14 protein-coding genes are annotated in these 18,007 nt (G+C 71.6%); 7 read left to right on the forward strand and 7 right to left on the reverse strand.

Annotation, left to right across the window (positions count from 1 at the left end):
• The 4 genes from ACICHK_RS17830 to ACICHK_RS17845 all read left to right on the forward strand — a co-directional run bounded on the left by ACICHK_RS17830 (position 1) and on the right by ACICHK_RS17845 (position 2,997).
• Entirely contained in the window at positions 1–297 is a 297-nt protein-coding gene (locus tag ACICHK_RS17830) for a hypothetical protein (RefSeq protein WP_406837689.1), read from the forward strand.
• A gap of 125 nt (positions 298–422) precedes the next feature.
• Entirely contained in the window at positions 423–1,178 is a 756-nt protein-coding gene (locus ACICHK_RS17835) for a GPP34 family phosphoprotein (RefSeq protein WP_151469302.1), read from the forward strand.
• Between the two features lie 467 nt (positions 1,179–1,645).
• The gene (locus ACICHK_RS17840; RefSeq protein WP_151469303.1) at positions 1,646–2,503 is read left to right on the forward strand and encodes a helix-turn-helix transcriptional regulator; all 858 of its coding nucleotides are present in this window, start codon (positions 1,646–1,648) and stop codon (positions 2,501–2,503) included.
• 284 nt (positions 2,504–2,787) lie between these two features.
• Positions 2,788–2,997 (forward strand): DUF397 domain-containing protein, encoded by a 210-nt coding sequence (locus ACICHK_RS17845; RefSeq protein ID WP_151469304.1) that lies wholly within the window; start codon positions 2,788–2,790, stop codon positions 2,995–2,997.
• A gap of 87 nt (positions 2,998–3,084) precedes the next feature.
• Here ACICHK_RS17845 and ACICHK_RS17850 read toward each other — a convergent pair whose 3' ends face one another.
• On the reverse strand, positions 3,085–3,924 hold the full coding sequence (locus tag ACICHK_RS17850) for a hypothetical protein (RefSeq protein ID WP_406837690.1): 840 nt from the start codon (positions 3,922–3,924) through the stop codon (positions 3,085–3,087).
• A gap of 105 nt (positions 3,925–4,029) precedes the next feature.
• Between ACICHK_RS17850 and ACICHK_RS17855 the strand changes: the two genes are divergently transcribed.
• Both ACICHK_RS17855 and ACICHK_RS17860 read left to right on the forward strand, forming a co-directional pair.
• Positions 4,030–4,815: an SDR family oxidoreductase gene (locus tag ACICHK_RS17855; protein ID WP_406837691.1), complete on the forward strand. Its 786-nt coding sequence runs from the start codon at positions 4,030–4,032 to the stop codon at positions 4,813–4,815.
• Positions 4,816–5,150: 335 nt separating this feature from the next.
• On the forward strand, positions 5,151–6,722 hold the full coding sequence (locus tag ACICHK_RS17860) for a sodium:solute symporter family protein (RefSeq protein ID WP_406837692.1): 1,572 nt from the start codon (positions 5,151–5,153) through the stop codon (positions 6,720–6,722).
• A gap of 32 nt (positions 6,723–6,754) precedes the next feature.
• Here ACICHK_RS17860 and ACICHK_RS17865 read toward each other — a convergent pair whose 3' ends face one another.
• The 5 genes from ACICHK_RS17865 to ACICHK_RS17885 all read right to left on the reverse strand — a co-directional run bounded on the left by ACICHK_RS17865 (position 6,755) and on the right by ACICHK_RS17885 (position 16,056).
• Positions 6,755–7,870 (reverse strand): ADP-ribosylglycohydrolase family protein, encoded by a 1,116-nt coding sequence (locus tag ACICHK_RS17865; protein ID WP_406837693.1) that lies wholly within the window; start codon positions 7,868–7,870, stop codon positions 6,755–6,757.
• A 115-nt stretch (positions 7,871–7,985) separates the two neighbouring features.
• The gene (locus ACICHK_RS17870) at positions 7,986–11,321 is read right to left on the reverse strand and encodes a tetratricopeptide repeat protein (protein WP_406837694.1); all 3,336 of its coding nucleotides are present in this window, start codon (positions 11,319–11,321) and stop codon (positions 7,986–7,988) included.
• 155 nt (positions 11,322–11,476) lie between these two features.
• On the reverse strand, positions 11,477–11,815 hold the full coding sequence (locus ACICHK_RS17875; RefSeq protein WP_406837695.1) for a LamG-like jellyroll fold domain-containing protein: 339 nt from the start codon (positions 11,813–11,815) through the stop codon (positions 11,477–11,479).
• Positions 11,816–11,898: 83 nt separating this feature from the next.
• Positions 11,899–13,143 (reverse strand): RNA-guided endonuclease InsQ/TnpB family protein, encoded by a 1,245-nt coding sequence (locus ACICHK_RS17880; protein WP_406837696.1) that lies wholly within the window; start codon positions 13,141–13,143, stop codon positions 11,899–11,901.
• Between the two features lie 318 nt (positions 13,144–13,461).
• On the reverse strand, positions 13,462–16,056 hold the full coding sequence (locus tag ACICHK_RS17885; protein ID WP_406837697.1) for a bifunctional FO biosynthesis protein CofGH: 2,595 nt from the start codon (positions 16,054–16,056) through the stop codon (positions 13,462–13,464).
• A gap of 193 nt (positions 16,057–16,249) precedes the next feature.
• On the opposite strand from ACICHK_RS17885, the gene ACICHK_RS17890 reads away from it, so the two are divergent.
• Positions 16,250–17,773: a CehA/McbA family metallohydrolase gene (locus tag ACICHK_RS17890; protein WP_406837698.1), complete on the forward strand. Its 1,524-nt coding sequence runs from the start codon at positions 16,250–16,252 to the stop codon at positions 17,771–17,773.
• Between the two features lie 40 nt (positions 17,774–17,813).
• Here the strand turns inward: ACICHK_RS17890 and ACICHK_RS17895 are convergent, their stop codons facing one another.
• Complete coding sequence (locus ACICHK_RS17895) at positions 17,814–17,942, reverse strand: hypothetical protein (protein WP_406837699.1); 129 nt, start codon at positions 17,940–17,942, stop codon at positions 17,814–17,816.
• Positions 17,943–18,007 lie beyond the last annotated feature (65 nt).

Here is an 18,007-nt window from a genome sequence, read left to right on the forward strand (position 1 = left end):
GTGGCGGCCCTCTCGCGGGCCATCGCCATCCGGGGATCGGCCGGAGCCGAGCTCTGGGTCGACGTCGACGCCGCCGCGCCCGACCGTGCCGGACTCGGAACCGACGCCGGGGTCACCGGCGTCGCTTCTGCCGACGACGCCGACGACTCGTGCTGCTTCGACCTGTCGGGGGACTCGCCCGCCACCGATGCCTCCTCCATGCGGCGCGCGCCCAGTGCGCGCCGAAAACGAACCGTCAAACCCTTGAACCGCCGCCCGGACACCGCTGCCCGAACCATGTACCAGTGTCCTGCGTGAGGGCTCGACCCTTGTGGTAGACGAGAACGACATACCTGCCGGTTCCCTCATATTCCGGTCACGTGCTCTCGACAGACCAATGTGAGAGGGGTCACCCTGTCATTCATCCACGCGGGGAGGCATGGATGGGCAAGAGCCGCAGAACAATTCCGGAGGAGCTTCTGCTGCTGGCGCTGGACCCGGCCACGGGTACCACCGCACAGCCGCAGTCGCTCGACCTCGGTCTGGCCGGAGCACAGCTAGTGGAGCTGGCGCTGGCCGGACGGATAGCCCCAGACGGGGATCGTATCGCCGTGGTGGTGCCACGGCCGACCGGAGATCCGACACTCGACTGTGCGTTGGAACTCCTTCGCCGCCGCGGAGCACCCGTACGCGCGGTCAACTGGATCGGCGGACCCCGCCTGGGGCTCCGTCAGACCTATCTCTCGCATCTGGAGAGGTGCGGCATGGTCCATGCCGTGGCGGGCCAGATGTGCGGGGTCCTTCCGACGACTCGCTACCAAGCGACGGACACGGACATCAGCCGGGAGATCCGAGCCCGGCTGGACAACGCGATCCGCACCGGCGTACCGCCGGACCCGCGGACCGCGGCGCTCGCCGCACTGGCCCACGCGGTCGGTCTCGGCAAGCACCTGTATCCGGGGAACGAGGGGCGATCGTCCCGGTCCCGGCTGCGGGACCTGATCAGGCACGACCCCATGGGCGGCCTCGTGGCGCACGCCGTGATGGACGTTCAGAGCGGTGTGGCCGCACAGCCGCGCCGGGGCCCGGCACCGGCAGGCCGTCCGGCCACCGCCGGGGTCAGGTCCGCACCGGAGCCCGCGCGCGGTGTTCCGGCGCAACCGCGCCACGGTTCGATGGCGCGCGCCGTGGCCCACTGAGCCGCGAGCCCACGGCGACCGGCACCACGCACCGCCGGCGGCACCCGCGGCACATCGCACCCGCACCGCCGGCAACCGCACCGCCAGCACCGCCAGTACTGCCAGCACCGCCGTAAGACAGCCGCACGGCACGAGCGCCGCACCGCAGTCCCCATGATCCGGTTCGGGAGCCGCAGGCTCGCGCGGGGCGGCGGGACCGTACGTCCGGACGACGACACGGTCCCGCCGCCCCGCGCAGCCGCATCCGCATCCGCATCCGCATCCGCATCCGAGGAGAACACGTCCCCTCTGGGGGAGTTCGCGCGGTCCGCGGCGACAGCGCCCGGCCGTGTATACACGCGGAATCTGTGAACTTGCGCCCACCCGGCGCATATACGCCGTTTCCCAGCGGTAGAAAGCACCTTGGTGGCAATCTGCTCAACAGCAGATACGCAAAGTACAGGCCCGCAGCCGGAGGTGCACGTCCCGTGGCGTCAAGTGTCAATCCCACCGTCCGGCGGCGCCGGCTGGGCCAGGAGCTTCGGCGGCTCCGTGAACTCAAGGGCATGACGGCCGAGGAGGTCGCCGAGCGCCTGCTGGTGTCGCAGTCGAAGATCAGCCGTCTGGAGAACGGCAGACGCAGCATCAGCCAGCGCGACGTCCGCGATCTGTGCGGGGTCTACGAGGTCGAGGACCACCGGATCGTCGACTCGCTGATGCAGATGGCCAAGGACTCGCGCCAGCAGGGCTGGTGGCACTCCTTCGGCGACATCCCGTACAGCGTCTACATCGGCCTCGAGACCGACGCCGCGAGCCTGCGCGTGTACGACCCGCAGGTCGTCCCGGGTCTGCTGCAGACCCGGCAGTACGCCGAGGCGCTGATCGCGGGGGCGCTGCCGGAGACCGCGCCCGCCGACATCGACAAGCGCGTCCAGGTCCGGATGAAGCGGCAGGAACGAATCTCCGCCCCCGACAACCCGCTGCGCCTGTGGACCGTCCTCGACGAGTCCGCCCTGCGCCGGGCCGTCGGCAACCGCGCGCTGATGCGCGAGCAGTTGGAGTACCTCGTCGAGCAGTCCCAGCTGCCGCACGTCACCGTGCAGGTGATCCCCTTCGACATGGGCGCGCATCCGGGCCTCAACGGCCAGTACGCGATCCTGGAGTTCCCCGACGCGGCCGACTCCAGCGTCGTCTACATCGAGGGCGTGACCAGCGACCTGTACCTGGAGAAGGCGAACGACGTCCAGAAGTACAGCGTGATGTACGAGCACCTGCGGGCCCAGGCCCTGAACGTGGAGCAGTCGCGCCAGTTCATCGCGGACATCGCGAAGGAATACGCGCGCTGACCGGCGTGCGGGGGCGGTCCCACCAGGGCGCCCCCGTCGATGAGCGGCCGGACCCTACACTGTCGCCGCCCTGACGCGGAAGACCCCTATGGAATATGCCATCCAGTCGAGTGAATAGTCGCTTCGTCGGCCGATGTTGGCGAGTAGCGTCGATCACGCCACGGAGCAACAACGTTGGCGCAATCCGGACTGCGGGTTCCCTGACAGATCCGCAGTCCGGTGACAGTGCGCCGACGGCTCCGTGGCGGCAACTCATCGACGAACGACAGCTTTCTGGAGCGATCATGGCAATTCAGCAGGGCGCCACCGACACCTGGACCAAGTCTTCCTACTCCACCGGCAACGGCGCCTGCGTCGAGGTCAAGTCCCCGGTTGTCGCGGCGATGGCCGTCCGGGACTCCAAGGTCCCCGCCGGCCCCACCCTGGCCTTCCCCGCGGACGCCTGGAACGCCTTCGTCACCGAGGTGAGCCGCGGAGCGTCCGCCCTCGTCTGACCCCTGTGGCCGGAACACATCCGTACGTTCCACCGCCAGAGCCCTCTCGTCCGGCCCGCCGTCCTGGCCGAGAGGGCTGCTTGTTTTTCAGCGCAGCCGGTCCACGTACGTGTCCGTTCCCGGCACCGTGGGGACGAACGGGGCCACCAGCTCCACCCGCCCCAGCCCCGATTCGGCCACGGCCTCGTCCAGGCCCGTGAAGTGCTCCTCCCAGCAGGCGCGCGGGTCCGTCTGCAGGAACCACAGCAGGGTCAGCCGGGTGTCGACGCCCTCCACCTGCTTCACGTAGGTCATGCGGTCGCCGGGGAGCGGGGTCGGCCGGAAGACGGTGACGAGGGCGGCGGGCGAGCCCGCCAGGCGCCTCGGGAGGTGGCGGGAGCGCAGCCACTCCAGCAACTCGGCCCGCTGCTCGGGGGACTCGGCGTCGATGACCTCGACCACGAGACCGGCGTAGGGGTGGTCGAGGGCGTGGAAGTCGCGGGGGCCCGCGGCGCCGTCGCGGTAGACGGTGGCCTCGTGGTCCTGGAAGGCCGTGAAGACGTGCGTACGGTCCTGGTAGACGCGGCCGTCGCGGTTCAGCCGCTTGTTGATGCCGACGGTCCACTTCATGTGGTCGTCGTAGCGACCCTCGGTGACCCAGTAGGTGGAGATGTAGCAGCCCGCGGTGACCGGCTGGGCGACCGCCGACTTCTCCGGGTAGCGCAGCAGTTGGAGCTCGCGGGTGGCCACCCAGCGGCGTCCGGCGTACATCCAGGGCATGGCCATCGCGCCCGCGTAGTAGTGGTCGTCCTCGTACCAGCGGTTGTAGGCGTACTCGTGGCCCGGGTGCGGTTCGACCAGGGTGATCAGGGCGTGGCCCGGGTGGACGCCGTACGGGCCGAGGGCGGCCAGTTCCGCGTAGGTCTCGCTGCGGGTCTCCTCCGACATGACGAACCCCTTCCTCGGTGGACGTGCGCGGCACTTCCTTCCTCCGCCGGACGCCCATACTCTGACGCCCCGTCAGACAATGCGCCAGAGCCGAGGAGGCCCCGGATGTCTTTGCTCGCCGGCAGGACCGTGGTGGTGTCGGGTGTCGGAGCCGGGCTCGGCCACCAGGTCGCGGCGGCCGTGGTGCGCGACGGGGGCAACGCCGTGCTCGGGGCGCGCACGGAGGCCAACCTCGCCAAGTCGGCGGCCGAACTGGACCCGGACGGCACGCGCACGGCGTTCCGGGCGACGGACATCACCGACGAGGGGCAGTGCGAGGCGCTCGCGGCACTCGCGGCCGAGCGCTTCGGACGGATCGACGCCGTGGTCCACGTGGCCGCCTGGGACAGCTACTTCGGCGGTCTGGAGGACGCCGACTTCACGACCTGGCAGTCGGTCATCGACGTGAACCTGCTCGGCACGCTGCGGATGACCCGCGCCTGCCTTCCCGCGCTGAAGGAGCGCGGCGGCTCGGTCGTCGTCATCGGCACGCAGTCGTCGGTCGCCGCCCCGAGCCAGGTGCGCCAGGCGGCGTACGCGGCCTCGAAGGGCGCGCTGACGAGCGCGATGTACTCCCTGGCGCGGGAGCTCGGCCCGCACCGGATACGGGTCAACACCGTGCTGCCCGGCTGGATGTGGGGCCCTCCGGTCGAGGCGTACGTGCAGTTCACCGCCCACACCGAGCAGGTGCCCGAGGCCGACGTCCTGAAGCGGCTCACCGAGCGGATGGCCCTGCCCGAGCTGGCCACGGACGGGGACGTCGCGGACGCCGCGGTGTTCCTCGCGTCCGACCGGGCGCGGGCGATCACGGGGCAGTCGCTGCTCGTGAACGCGGGCGAGATCATGCGGTAGGCGGTGCGGCCGGCGGCTCCTCTCCCAGGCGTACGGGACCCGCATCCCGTACGGCTGTCGGCTTCTCCTTGCTGCTGTGGGTCTGGCGAAGTGCCCGCCCATGGTGTGGCCCATGTCACGCGCACGACAACCGCCCGGTGGGTAAAGTGGAGGCAAAATCGTTCTCCTTTCTGATCTGCGTTCATATCTGTGACCGCGTGAGGGCTTGACCGGCCGGTCGGACCGGCGGTTCAATCCCCGAAGTCCCCGCTCCCGCACGGGGCCGCCCGACTGCCTACTGGCGAAGTGCCGTCCGGTATCTGCAGGTTCACAAGGCGGACCCCTGGAGGGGGCACATGAACGGTCTCGACTGGGCCGTCCTGGTCGCGTACTTCGGCGTGATGACCGCGATCGGCGTCTGGTCCCACAAACGGGTGGGCGATGTCAGCGACTTCTTCACCGCGGGCGGCAAGATGCCGTGGTGGCTGTCCGGCATCTCGCACCACATGTCGGGCTACAGCGCGGTGATGTTCACCGGCTACGCCGGCATCGCGTACACCTACGGCATCACCTCGTACGTCACCTGGGCGCTGCCGATCGCCATCGGTGTCGCCATCGGCGCCAAGGCCTTCGCGCCCCGGCTCAACCGGCTGCGCTCACGGCTGCACGTCGCCTCGCCCCTCGAATACCTCAAGGACCGCTACAACGTGCCGACGCAGCAGGCGCTGGCGTGGTCCGGCATCCTGCTGAAGATCGTGGACGTCGGCGCGAAGTGGGCGGCCATCGCCACCCTGCTCAGCGTCTTCACCGGTGTCACGCTCACCCAGGGCATCATCATCACCGGCGGCATCACCGCGGTGTACTGCACGATCGGCGGCCTGTGGGCGGACGCGCTGACCGAACTCGGCCAGTTCGTCATCCAGTTGCTGGCCGGTCTGGCGATGCTGGTCATCGCGCTGAACAAGATCTCCGACCAGGGCGGGCTCTCCAAGGCGCTGGACTCGCCGAAGCTGCACGGTCACGGGGACGGGTTCGCGGGCCCGTACCTGACGGTGTTCTTCATCGCGTACCTGTTCATCAAGCTCTTCGAGTACAACGGCGGCATGTGGAACCAGGCCCAGCGCTACATGGCCACCAAGAACGCCAGGGAGGCCACGCGCTCGGCCCTGCTGTCCGCCGGACTGTGGTTCGTGTGGCCGGTGGTCCTGTTCATCCCGATGTGGCTCTCACCGCTCCTCGTCACCGCGCAGAAGCCGGACGGCTCGGACGCGTACGGCCTGATGACCGAACAGCTCCTGCCGCACGGACTCCTCGGCCTGGTCGTCGTCGGGTTCTTCTCGCACACGATGGCCATGTGCTCCTCGGACGCGAACGCGATCTCCGCCGTGTTCACCCGCGACGTGATGCCGGTGCTCTCCCGGGCCGCGCGCGCCTGGGACACCCGGGCGGGGCTCGTCGCGGGCCGCGTGACCACCGTCGCCTTCCTCGGCCTGTCCATGGCGGTGGCGACCCAGGTCAACTCCCCCACGTTCAAGGACATCATCACCGTCGTCATCAAGTGGGTGGCGGGTCTGATGGGGCCGATCGCCATCCCGTTCATCCTCGGTCTGCTCCGGCCCTTCCGCAGGTCGGGACCGACGGCGGCCCTGACGAGCTGGGCCTGCGGACTGCTCGCCTTCTTCCTCGTCAACTACCACCTGGACTTCTCGCAGCGCACGGACGTGAAGCTGGAGTACCAGGTCGCCCTCCCGATGGTCATCTCCCTCGTCCTGTACGTCCTCGTCGGCTTCCTGAGGCCCGAGGACACCCCGGAGCGGGACGCGGTCATCGAACTGATCAACACGGACGACGACGGCTCCGCCGCCGCGGCGGTCCCGGCACCGGCGGGAGCGGCGGACGGCGTGGCGGGCACGCCGGTGAAGGACTAGGGAGTGCTTCGGAGGTCCCGTGCCCGCCCCGCTCAGGCGCGCGGGTAGCGGGCGAGCCAGCCCGGGGACGATGCGGCGGGCCCGTGCAGCGCGGGCCCCTGGGTCATCTCCATCGCGAAGTCGTCCGCGAGGACCAGCACCGTGGGACGGCCCTCCAGTTCGGCCAGCCAGGCCGGCGGAAGGGCCGTCTCGCCGTGCAGGGCGCCCAGCAGACCGCCCGTGAGGGCGCCGGTGACGGCGGAGGGCCCGCCGTGGTTCACCGACAGGCACAGGCCGTGCCGGACGTCCTCGCCGACGAGCGCGCAGTACACCGCGGCGGCGAGCGGCCCCTCGGCGATGCCGCTCACGGCGAGCTCCTGGACCCGCTCGGGTGAGGGCATCCCCTGCCGTACGACGCCCAGCGCGCGCTGGAGCGCGGCGGCGACCGGCTGGTGCCCGGGACGGACCGAGAGCAGCGCGAGGGTCTGCTGCACGGCCGCGTCGGGGTTCTCGCCGCGGGCGAGCGCGTGCACGGTGACGGCGTACGCGCCCGCCGTCAGGTACGCCGAGGGGTGGCCGTGCGTCTGCGCCGCGCACTCGACGGCGAGCTGCATCACGAGCTGCGGCTCCCAGCCGACGAGCAGCCCGAAGGGCGCGGAGCGGGCGGCGGCCTCGGGACCCTGCTCGCCGGGGTTCTTGGGCGCGTCCAGCGTCCCCATGATCCCGTCGGCGAGGCCGAGCAGACAGGCCCTGGCCGGGTCGCGGCGGGCGTAGAGCCACTCCTCGCGGGCCAGCCAGCCGTCGTCCTTGCGGCGCTCGTCGGGCCCCCAGTCGCTCTGGGTGGCCGACCAGCGGCGGTAGGCGCGGTGCACGTCGGACGGCGGATGCCAGGCGCCGGTGTCACGGCGCACCTGGGCGCGGACGAGCCCGTCGACGCCGAACAGGGAGAGCTGGGTGAGGTGCGTGACGGTGCCGCGCCGCCCGTACGCGGGGGCCGGGCCGAGGAGGCCCTCCGCGCCGTGGGCCTCCCGGATCGCCTCCAGGGAGAGAGCGTCGACCGGTGCGCCCAGCGCGTCGCCGACGGCCACGCCCAGCAGCGTCCCGCGGACCCGGCTGCGGAAGTCCTGCTGCTCCCCGCGCCCCCAGACGGCACCGGCTGTCGCACCCACCGAGACCTCCTGAGGCACTGTCCGCACGTCCGACAGCAGAGCACTGTAATCGAACGGGAACGACCGGTTGAGGCCATGGATCATAAAGATCCGGTCGGATCCGCCACGCGTGTGATCAGCCGGTGTGGCGCTCCCGGACGGCGTCGCGGGCCGCGGTGACCGCCGCGAGGCGCGGGGTCAGCTCGGCGCTCTCTCCGCCGGGGCAGCGCAGGAGTTCGGCGAGGACGTCCACGAGGTCCGCCAGCTCGTCCCAGTCGGGGTCCATGGACAGCAGGCCGTCCAGTTCCCGGTCCGCGGCGGCCCACTCCGCGAGGGCCCAGCCGACGATGCACCGGCCGGACGCGCGGACCCGTTCCTCCGGTTCGGCGTCCAGCAGCAGCGCCAGCTCCCGCCACCAGGGCTCCGCGGCCGTCCGGCCCCGGGACCGCTGCTCGGTCATCGCCAGCTGGAAGGTGCCCGACAGCGCGTCCTCGGCACGCAGCCGCTCGGCGAGCTGCCGGGCCCGCTCCCACCGACCGGTGTGCCGGAGGACCTCGACGCGCAGGTGGTCGCGGTTCGGGACGAGGTCGTCGTCCGGGCCCGGCTCCGGGCCGGCCTCGGCCAGCCGGGCCATCGCCTCGTCCCACCGGCCGCAGTGGACCAGCAGCTCCACGATCTCCAGACGTGCCGTGTCCGTGGCCCCGCCCAGGGCGATCCGCCTCTCCCAGTCGGCCAGTGCCCGCTCGGTCCGCCCGGTCGCCATGAAGACGCGGGCCCGCTGGTCGAGGGCGTAGGCGTAGTCCGGGTCGGCCGTGAGGGCCCGGTCCAGCCAGACCAACGCCTCCGCGTGATCCCGGAGGTCGTGGTGGGCCGCTCCCAGGCAGCCCATCGCCGAGACGTTGCCGGGGTCCCTCTCCAGCAGGCGCCGGAAGACGGCGATCGCCTCCTCGTTCCGGTCCTCCAGCCGGTAGGTGTTGCCCCGTTCGAGCTCGATCCAGTCGGCGTCCGGGTCCACCGCGAGCGCGCGCCGCAGGTCCTCGTACGCGCCGGGCAGGTCGTCGAGGCGGCGCCTCGCCCTCGCCCGCATCACCAGCGCCCAGGAGTACTCCGGGACCAGTTCGAGGGCGCGGCCGAGGTCGGCCAGGGCCTCTTGGCCGTGGCCCAGTTCGAGGTGCGAGGCCCCGCGGCTCGCCAGGGCCGAGGGATGGTCGGGCTCAAGGGTGACGGCCCGGCCGAGTTCGGCGACCGCCTCCTCGAAACGGCCCGCGAGCCGGTAGGTGTCGCCCCGTTCCGACGCGACCCAGGCGGAATCGGGTTCCAGGCGGGCCGCCCGGTCCAGATCGGCGAACGCCTTCTCCCACTCGTCCGTGTCCCGGCGCAACCGGGCTCTGCGCACGAGCGGCCACAGGAGGTCCCCGTCGATGCTCAGCGCCCGGTCGAAGTCCGCGGCCGCCTCCTCGAACCGGCCGAGGGCGTGCCGGCACACCGCCCGGGAGGCCAGCGCGTCGGCGTTCGTCGGGTCAAGGGCGACGGCCCGGTCGAAGTCCGCCGCCGCTTCCTCCATGCGGCCCGCCATGCGATGGGTCTCCGCGCGCTCGGCGATGATCCAGCCCGTCGCGGGCAGCAGTTCGTCCGCGCGGTCGAAGGCGGCGAGCGCCGCGGGGTGGTCGCCCAGCAACTGGTGGGTGAGGCCCCGGCCGTAGTGCACCCGCGCCTCGTCCGGGTCGAGCTCCAGGGCCCTGTCGTACTCGCCGAGGGCCCGCGTGTACTCCCCGGCGATCCGCAGTTCCCTGGCCCGCACCCCGTGCGCCAGGGCCCGGCCCGGCCCCTGGAGTGCGGGGCTGGCCAGCATCAGCTCCATCGCCCGGCCGACCCCGTCCCCGTCGTCCGCGAGAGCCCCGGTCAGTGACCTGCCCAGCTCGCCCAGGACCGGGGCTCCGGCCACGTCCCCGGCCTCCTGGAGCATCCTGGCCCAGGTGCGCCCGGCCACCCGGTCGACCCGGCAGGCCCAGACCATGGTGTGCAGCGCGTCGCCGAGCGCCGCGCGAGGGCTTGCGCACAGCCGGTGATAGGACTCCTCCAACCGCAGCCGCTGCCACGGCTCGTGCCGCCACACCTCGTCGGGATCCGCCAGTCCCCGCCCCGCCTCGTCGCGCCACCGGCGGAAGACCTCCGCGAGCCGCTCGTGGCGCTCGGTCCAGCCGCGCGGGGAATGGCGCCGCTGGAGCCGGAGCATCGCCTCTCGGACGAGGTCGTGGTACCGGACCCGGTCGCCGCGGGCGTCCACGAAGGGCAGCGCGCGCAGCCAGTCGAACAGCGCGCCGCTCTCGTCGTCCGCGTGCTCCTCGTCCGCGCGCTCGACGGCCGCCCGGAACACGTCCAGGTCCAGGCTCCGGGGCAGGGCGCATGCGAGCGCCACCGCCCGGCGCAGCGGATCCGGTTCCCACTTCAGGAAGCGTTCGACAGCCGTGGCCGAGGGGTCTCCGACGTCACCGGGATCCGCGGGGCGCTGCTCGGCCAGGGTCGAGACCAGCAGGGGGAGTCCGCCGGTGAGCCGCAGGACCTCCGCGACCACCGGCTCCGAGACGACGCCCTTGCCGGCGAGGAGCCCCCGTGCCTCGGTCTCCGTGAACGGCCCGAGGGGCAGGTCGGTGACGAAGTCGCCGAAGCCGCCCCAGCGGGCGGTGTCGAGGGGGCGCTGTCCGGCGGTCACCACGACGACCGTGGCGGGCAGGACGCCGTACTCGCGGGTGGTCATCATCGTGTGGAGCCAGCCGTCGAGGAAGGGCCCGGTCCGCTCGTACGTGTCGAGGAACAGGACGATCCACGGCACGGCCGGGGCCGCCTCGCAGAGCTCGGCGACGAGGACCGGGGTGAGCACGGCCTGCGGCGCGAGGACCAGCCGTACGTCCTCCTGGCTGCGCAGCCGGGCGCTGACCCTGGCGTGCAGCCAATCGGCGCCCTGGGCCAGTTGGGCGGGGTCCACGATCCCGGCGAGGGCGCCGACGCCCGGCACCATCCCGAGACCGAGCAGGCCGGCCCGCGCCACCGCCAGTCCGGCCACCGAGGGGCCGGCCCGCTCCGTGTCCTGCGGGGCGAGGACGGCAGTCTGCGCCTCGTGACGTCGCTCGCGATAGGTAGCCAGCAGACGGTCGAGCTCCTTGAACCGGTGTCCTTGCGCGGCGAACTGACGGCTCATCGTCTCCATGGCCTCGGGCAGCCCCGTGGCGTTCTCGTCGATGTACGCCGTCAACGCACGCTGTTCGGCTGCCAGTTGTTTCATCTCCCGGAGGAGGAACGACTTCCCGACGCCCGCGTCGCCGTGCACGTGGAACAGGAACCGGTGCCGCTCGTCCTCCGGGGGCAGCTCGAAGTTGGCGCGGAACAAGGCCCGTTCGGTACCGCGCCCGACGAACCCGTTCCGCTGCCGCCCCTCGATCAGCTCCTGCATCGACGGCCGCGCCCGTACCATCGGCCCGCTCCCTCCCCCGTGGTCCGACCGGTCCGTTCCCCAGTCTGGCGCACCCCGCCCCGGACCGGGCGGTGACGACCGGACACGTACGGGCGACCGGAACGCGCTTCCGGCCGCCCGTCTCGACGGTGGTCGGTCCCCGGGGACCGGCGGGATCAGGGGTTGATGTCGGCGCCCCAGCCCAGCTGGGCGATCTGGGTCTCGCTCAGGACTCCCTGGTAGGCCTGCACCTCGTCCACGTCGCCGCGCAGGTACTCGGTCCAGCCGTCACCGGCCTTGGCCCGGCCGACCTGGAGTGCGCCGGCGCTGTGCCAGCCGTTCGGGAAAGCGGCACTGGCCCGCGCGTCGAGGCTGCCGTCGACGTAGAGCTTGATCGTGTCGGCCGCGTCGTCGTAGACCACCGCGATGCGGTGGCCGAGGCCCTCGCCGCCGTCCGCGAACTCGGCCTGGGACACCACCTTCTCCGGGGCTCCGGCCTCGTCCTTCTCGGGCATCCGGAGCTCAGGCCAGGTGCGTGTGTGCGAGGACGGCTCTTGACATCCTCCCCGGGCTGAAGGCCGGGGATTCCCGCCTGCACTCAGCCGGTCGGCCGACAGCTTCGGGTGGGTTCCTGCTTCTTCCGCACCGGGGTGCGGGTTGCGCGCTGTGCCGGTACGGGTACCGGTCTTACCTGCGCTCCACGGGCGTTTTGGGTCTCCGCCTGTCCGGCGGCGACCTTCGATCCTTCGGCACGGATGTTGCGGGCCGCGTTTACATCCCGGTCGTGGACCGTCCCGCAGTTCCCACAGGTCCATTCCCGGACATCAAGAGGTTTGGGCCCGTCCTTGAGGCCGCAAGCGGAGCAGAGCTGCGAGGACGGAAAGAGCCGGTCCACGCGAATGAAGACGCGTCCGTACCGGGCGGCCTTGTACTCCAGCATGTCGACGAACGCGGACCAGCCCGCGTCGTAGACGGACTTGGCGAGGCGTGTGCGGGCGAGGCCCTTCACCGCGAGGTCCTCGACGTGCACCGCTTGGTTCTCGCGGGCCAGCGTCGTGGACAGCTTGTGGTGGAAGTCCTTGCGCGCGTCGGCGACCCGGGCGTGAGCCCGCGCCACCTTCACGACCGCCTTCTTACGATTGCTGCTCCCCCGGGTCTTGCGGGCCAGACTCTGTTGGGCCTTGCGGAGCTTGCGCTCCGCGCGGCGGAAAAAGCGGGGTGAGGCGATCTTCCGGCCGTCGGAGAGGACCGCAAAGTACGTCAGGCCCAGGTCGATGCCCACCTCACCGGCGGTCTCGGGCAGCGTCTCGGACGGGTCGGTCTGAACGACGAACGACGCGAAGTACCGACCTGCGGCGTCCTTGACCATGGTCACCGAGGACGGTGTCGAGGGCAGCGGACGGGACCAGCGGACGGGGATGTCGCCGATCTTCGGCAGGCGCAGCTTCCCGCCGGGTGTGAGCGACCAGCGGGCGTTCGCGGTGAAGCGGACCGCCTGCCGTTTGTCCCGCTTCGACTTGAAGCGGGGCGCATTCATGCGCGGGCGCTGGCCCTTCAGGCTGTCGAAGAAGTTCCGGTACGCGGCATCCAGGTCGCGCAAGGACTGCTGCAACACGACTGTCGAGATCTCGCCCAGCCACGCCCTCTCGGGGGTCTGCTTGGCGTTGGTGATGAGCAGCTTCGACAGGTCGCCGGTCTTCGGGAACGGCAGGCCGTCCCGGCGTGCGTCCTCGCGAGCCCGCAGCGCGTCGTTGTATACCACTCGCGCGCAGCCGAACGCCCTTGCCAACGCTGCGCGTTGGCCGGGACCCGGCTCGATGCGGAAGGTGTACCTGAGCTGCACACCGATTCACGCTACAAAAGTGATGCACAAGTATCCACGGGAACGTTCGTCCAGGTAGTCACTGCGGCATCCTGCTTGACGTCCACCTGGCTCTCATGACGAAGGACCGGCACAAGGTGTGCCTTCGGCGACCGACACCTGAGACGCCTCGAAGAGATAACGCACAGTGTGCAAGGACTTCGAGGCTGAGCCAGCCTGATTCAACGGCGGGGCAAGCACGTCCATCTCGCCGTGAACTTCCCGCTCAAGGCAGCCCTGTCCAGACTTGTCAACAGCCTCAAAAGCGTCAGCTCCTGCAGCATGCGTCTGGGACTCCCCTCAGTCGAGTACCGGCAGCAGTTCCGGCAGGTGGCCGTCCGAGGCCGCCGCCGCCCGCTGCCGTTCCAGGGGGACCTCGCCGTAGAGCGTGGTGCGGGGCCGGGCCGGGCGGCCCGCCGCCTCGGCCACCGCGACCAGGTCCTTGACCGACATGTAGGAGCCGTAGCGGGAGCCCGCCATGCGGGAGATGGTCTCCTCCATCAGCGTGCCGCCCAGGTCGTTGGCGCCGGAGCGGAGCATCTCGGCGGCGCCCTCGGCACCCAGTTTGACCCAGCTGGTCTGGATGTTGGGGATGTGCGGGTGCAGCAGGAGGCGGGCCATCGCCATGACCGCGCGGTTGTCGCGGGTCGTCGGGCCGGGGCGGGCGATGCCGGCCAGGTAGACGGGGGCGTTGGTGTGGATGAAGGGGAGGGTCACGAACTCCGTGAAGCCGCCGGTCTCCTGCTGGATGCGGGAGAGCGTGCGGAAGTGGCCGAGCCAGTGCCGGGGCTGGTCGACGTGGCCGTACATCATGGTGGAGGAGGAGCGGATGCCGAGTTCGTGGGCCGTGGTGACCACCTCGATCCAGGTCGCCGCGGGCAGCTTGCCCTTGGTCAGGACCCAGCGCACCTCGTCGTCCAGGATCTCCGCGGCGGTGCCGGGGATGGTGTCCAGGCCCGCCTCCTTGGCCGCGGTCAGCCACTCACGGACGGACAGGCCGGTGCGGGTCGCGCCGTTCACCACCTCCATCGGGGAGAAGGCGTGGACGTGCATGCCCGGGACCCGTTCCTTCACCGCCTTCGCGATGTCGAAGTAGGCCGTGCCGGGCAGGTCCGGGTGGATGCCGCCCTGCATGCACACCTCGACCGCGCCGACGTCCCAGGCCTGGGCGGCGCGGTCCGCGACCTGCTCCAGGGAGAGCGTGTAGGCGTCGGCGTCCGTGCGGCGCTGGGCGAAGGCGCAGAAACGGCAGCCGGTGTAACAGACGTTGGTGAAGTTGATGTTGCGGGTGACGATGTACGTGACGTCGTCGCCGACCGCCGCCCTGCGCACGTCGTCGGCGATCCGGCACAGGGCGTCGAGGGCCGGGCCGTCGGCGTGCAGCAGCGCGAGGGCCTCGTCGTCGGTCAGCCTCGTCGGGTCGTCCGCCGCGGTCGCGAGGGCCGCCCGTACGTCCGTGTCGATGCGGGACGGCACCATCCCGGGGGCCGCGGCCTCCCGCAGGGCCGCCCAGTCGCCGTACACCGTGTCGAAGTCCTCGCGGCGGTCGCCGGTGCGGCCCTCGGTGTCGATGGTGCTGTGCAGGTCGGTGCGCCCCGAGGACGTGAAGGCCTCCTCCGGCTCCTGCCAGGGCCGGCCCTCGACCACCGCGTCCGGCAGCGCGAGCCCGGTCTCCGGGTCCGCGAGCGCCCGTACGTGCGGCAGCAGCCGCGGGTCCAGCCAGGGCTCGCCGCGCCGCACGAACTCCGGGTAGACGCAGAGGCGTTCGCGCAGTTCGAAGCCCGCCTCGGCCGACCGCTCGCGCAGCAGCTCGATCTGGGGCCAGGGCCGCTCCGGGTTGACGTGGTCGATGGTCAGCGGCGAGACCCCGCCCCAGTCGTCGATCCCGGCGCCGATGAGCCGCCCGTACTCGCCGGCGACCAGGTTGGGCGGCGCCTGGAGGCAGGCGGACGGGCCCATGATGTGCCGGGCGACGGCGACCGTGGCGATCAGCTCGTCCAGCTCCGCGTCCGGCATCCCGCGCATCGCGGTGTCCGGCTTGGCGCGGAAGTTCTGGATGATCAGTTCCTGGACGCCGTGGTGGGCCCGGGAGATCCGGCGCAGCGCGAACAGGGAGTCGGCGCGCTCCTCGTAGGTCTCGCCGATGCCGATCAGCAGCCCGCTGGTGAAGGGGACGGAGGAGCGGCCGGCGTCCTCCAGGACCCGCAGCCGCACGGCGGGCTCCTTGTCCGGGGAGCCGTAGTGGGGGCCGCCGGGCTCGGACCACAGCCGGGTCGCGGTGGTCTCCAGCATCATGCCCATCGACGGGGCGACGGGCTTGAGCCGCTGGAAGTCGGTCCACGACATCACACCCGGGTTCAGGTGCGGCAGCAGGCCCGTCTCCTCCAGGATGCGAATGGAGATCGCCCGTACGTAGGCGATCGTGTCGTCGTAGCCGTGCGCGTCCAGCCATTCGCGGGCCTCGGGCCAGCGGTCCTCCGGCTTGTCGCCGAGGGTGATCAGGGCTTCCTTGCAGCCGAGGGCCGCGCCCTTGCGGGCGATGTCGAGGACCTCGTCCGGGGACATGAACATCCCGTGGCCGGCCCTGCGCAGTTTGCCGGGGACGGTGACGAACGTGCAGTAGTGGCACTTGTCCCGGCACAGCCGGGTCAGCGGGATGAACACGCTCTTGGAGTACGTGATGACACCGGGCCGGCCGGCCGCCTCCAGGCCCGCGTCACGCACCCGCGCGGCGGAGGCCGCCAGGTCGTCCAGGTCCGTGCCGCGGGCCTGGAGCAGCACCGCGGCCTCGGTCACATCGAGCGCGACGCCGTCCCGGGCGCGCTTCAGCGCTCGCCGCATGGAGTTCGCCGTCGGCCCGGATCCGGGAGTCGCGCCCGTAGCGGAGGTCGTCATCCTTCGAGCATACGGTCGAGGTGATCAGGTATCGCCGGACGTGCCCCATTCGAGCCGCACGGCATCTGTCGGCCTCCCCGCAAACCGTCGATTCCCCCGGCTTGCCCCCGCGTTCACGGCCTGCCCCCACAGTGGTCCGTGGCACTTCGCATCACTCATGTCACTGTCACACCCGGCCCCTGGGAGCAGCAGTATGTGCGAGGACGACGACGGCATCGGCAGACGCGCCCTGTTCGTGACGGGAGCGGCCGCCGCGCTTACGTTGGGAAGCGTGACCTTCGCCAGCGGTGCGCACGCGGAAGCGGCGGACAATCAGGAGACGCGGACGGTGCGCGGCACCCTGCCCACCGGCTCCCCCGACTTCGTGTACCTCCCGGTCGAAGTACCGGCCGGGGTCGCGGAGATCAAGGTCTCCTACACCTACGAGAGGCCGTCGGTCCCGGCCGGCACCGCGGGCAACGCCCTGGACATCGGCATCTTCGACGAGCACGGCACGGAGCTGGGCGGCCGGGGTTTCAGGGGCTGGTCGGGCGGCGCGCGCACGGAGTTCTTCATCCGCTCGGACGACGCGACCCCCGGTTACGTCCCCGGGCCGGTCCGCCCCGGCACCTGGCACATCGTGCTCGGCCCGTACACGGTGGCGCCGCAGGGACTGGCGTACGCGGTCACGATCACCCTGACGTACGGGAAGCCCGCTCCGGCGCCGGAGCCGGTGTACCCGCCCTCGCGGGCCAAGGGCCGCGGCCGCGCCTGGTACCGCGGCGACTGCCACCTGCACTCCTGGTACTCCGACGGCCGCCGCACCCCCGCCGAGATCGCGGCGCTGGCGCGGGCGGCGGGCCTGGACTTCATCAACTCCTCGGACCACAACACGCATTCCTCACACGCGCACTGGGCGGACCAGGCGGGCGACGATCTGCTGATCATGCTGGGCGAGGAGGTCACCACGCGCAACGGGCACGTGCTGGCGCTCGGCACGGAGCCGGGGATCTTCGTCGACTGGCGCTACCGGGCCCGCGACAACCGCTTCGGCCGGTTCGCGCGCCGTATCCGCGGTGCCGGCGGGCTCGTGGTGCCCGCCCACCCGCACGCCACCTGTGTCGGCTGCGGCTGGAAGTTCGGCTTCGGTGAGGCGGACGCGGTCGAGGTGTGGAACGGCCCGTACACCCCCGACGACGAGGTCGCCCTCGCCGACTGGGACAACATGCTGGTCGCCTCCGTGCACGAGGGCCGCGACGGCCGCGGCTGGCTCCCGGCGATGGGCAACAGCGACGCGCACCGCGACCCCGACCCGGTCGGCTCCCCGCAGACGGTCGTCCTCGCCGACGACCTGACCCGCGAGGCGATCCAGGAGGGCATCCGCGCGGGCCGCTCCTACGTCGCCGAGTCGAAGCTGGTCTCCCTCTCCTTCACGGCGTCCGGCGCGAAGGGCGAGCACGCCGGCATCGGGGGGCGGTTGAGGGTCGCGCCGGACATCCCGGTCACCGTCCGCCTGGAGGTCACCGGCGCCCCGCGCTGCACGGTCCGCTTCGTCACCGACCAGGGCACGCTGTTCACGAGCGACCCGCTGCCGGTCGCGGGCTCGGGCACGGTGGAGTGGCGTACGACGGCGTCCTACGCGGCGTACGTCCGCGCGGAGCTGCGCCACGAGACGGCGGCGGGCCCGGTCCCGGGGGCCTTGGCGGCGTTCACGAATCCGATCTTCCTGGGGGCTTAGCCGGGGCCGGGGCCGCCGCCGCGAGTGGCATCCGCGCCTGTCAGCCCACGATCAGCGGATCGCGGAAGTAGTACACGATGGTCACTCCCAGTCCGGGAGTGTGCGTGTGGACGACGGTGATCGCTTCGGCCGAGTCCCGGGCCAGCGGCGTGGTGTACGTGTACTCCACGGAGGGAGGGCGCCGGCCGGGGATCTCGCGGCCGACCGCCGGGTCCCGTCCGATGGCCGCCAGCG

Origin of the sequence: Streptomyces sp. AHU1, assembly GCF_045343905.1 — a bacterium.
Lineage (GTDB): Bacteria > Actinomycetota > Actinomycetes > Streptomycetales > Streptomycetaceae > Streptomyces > Streptomyces triticiradicis.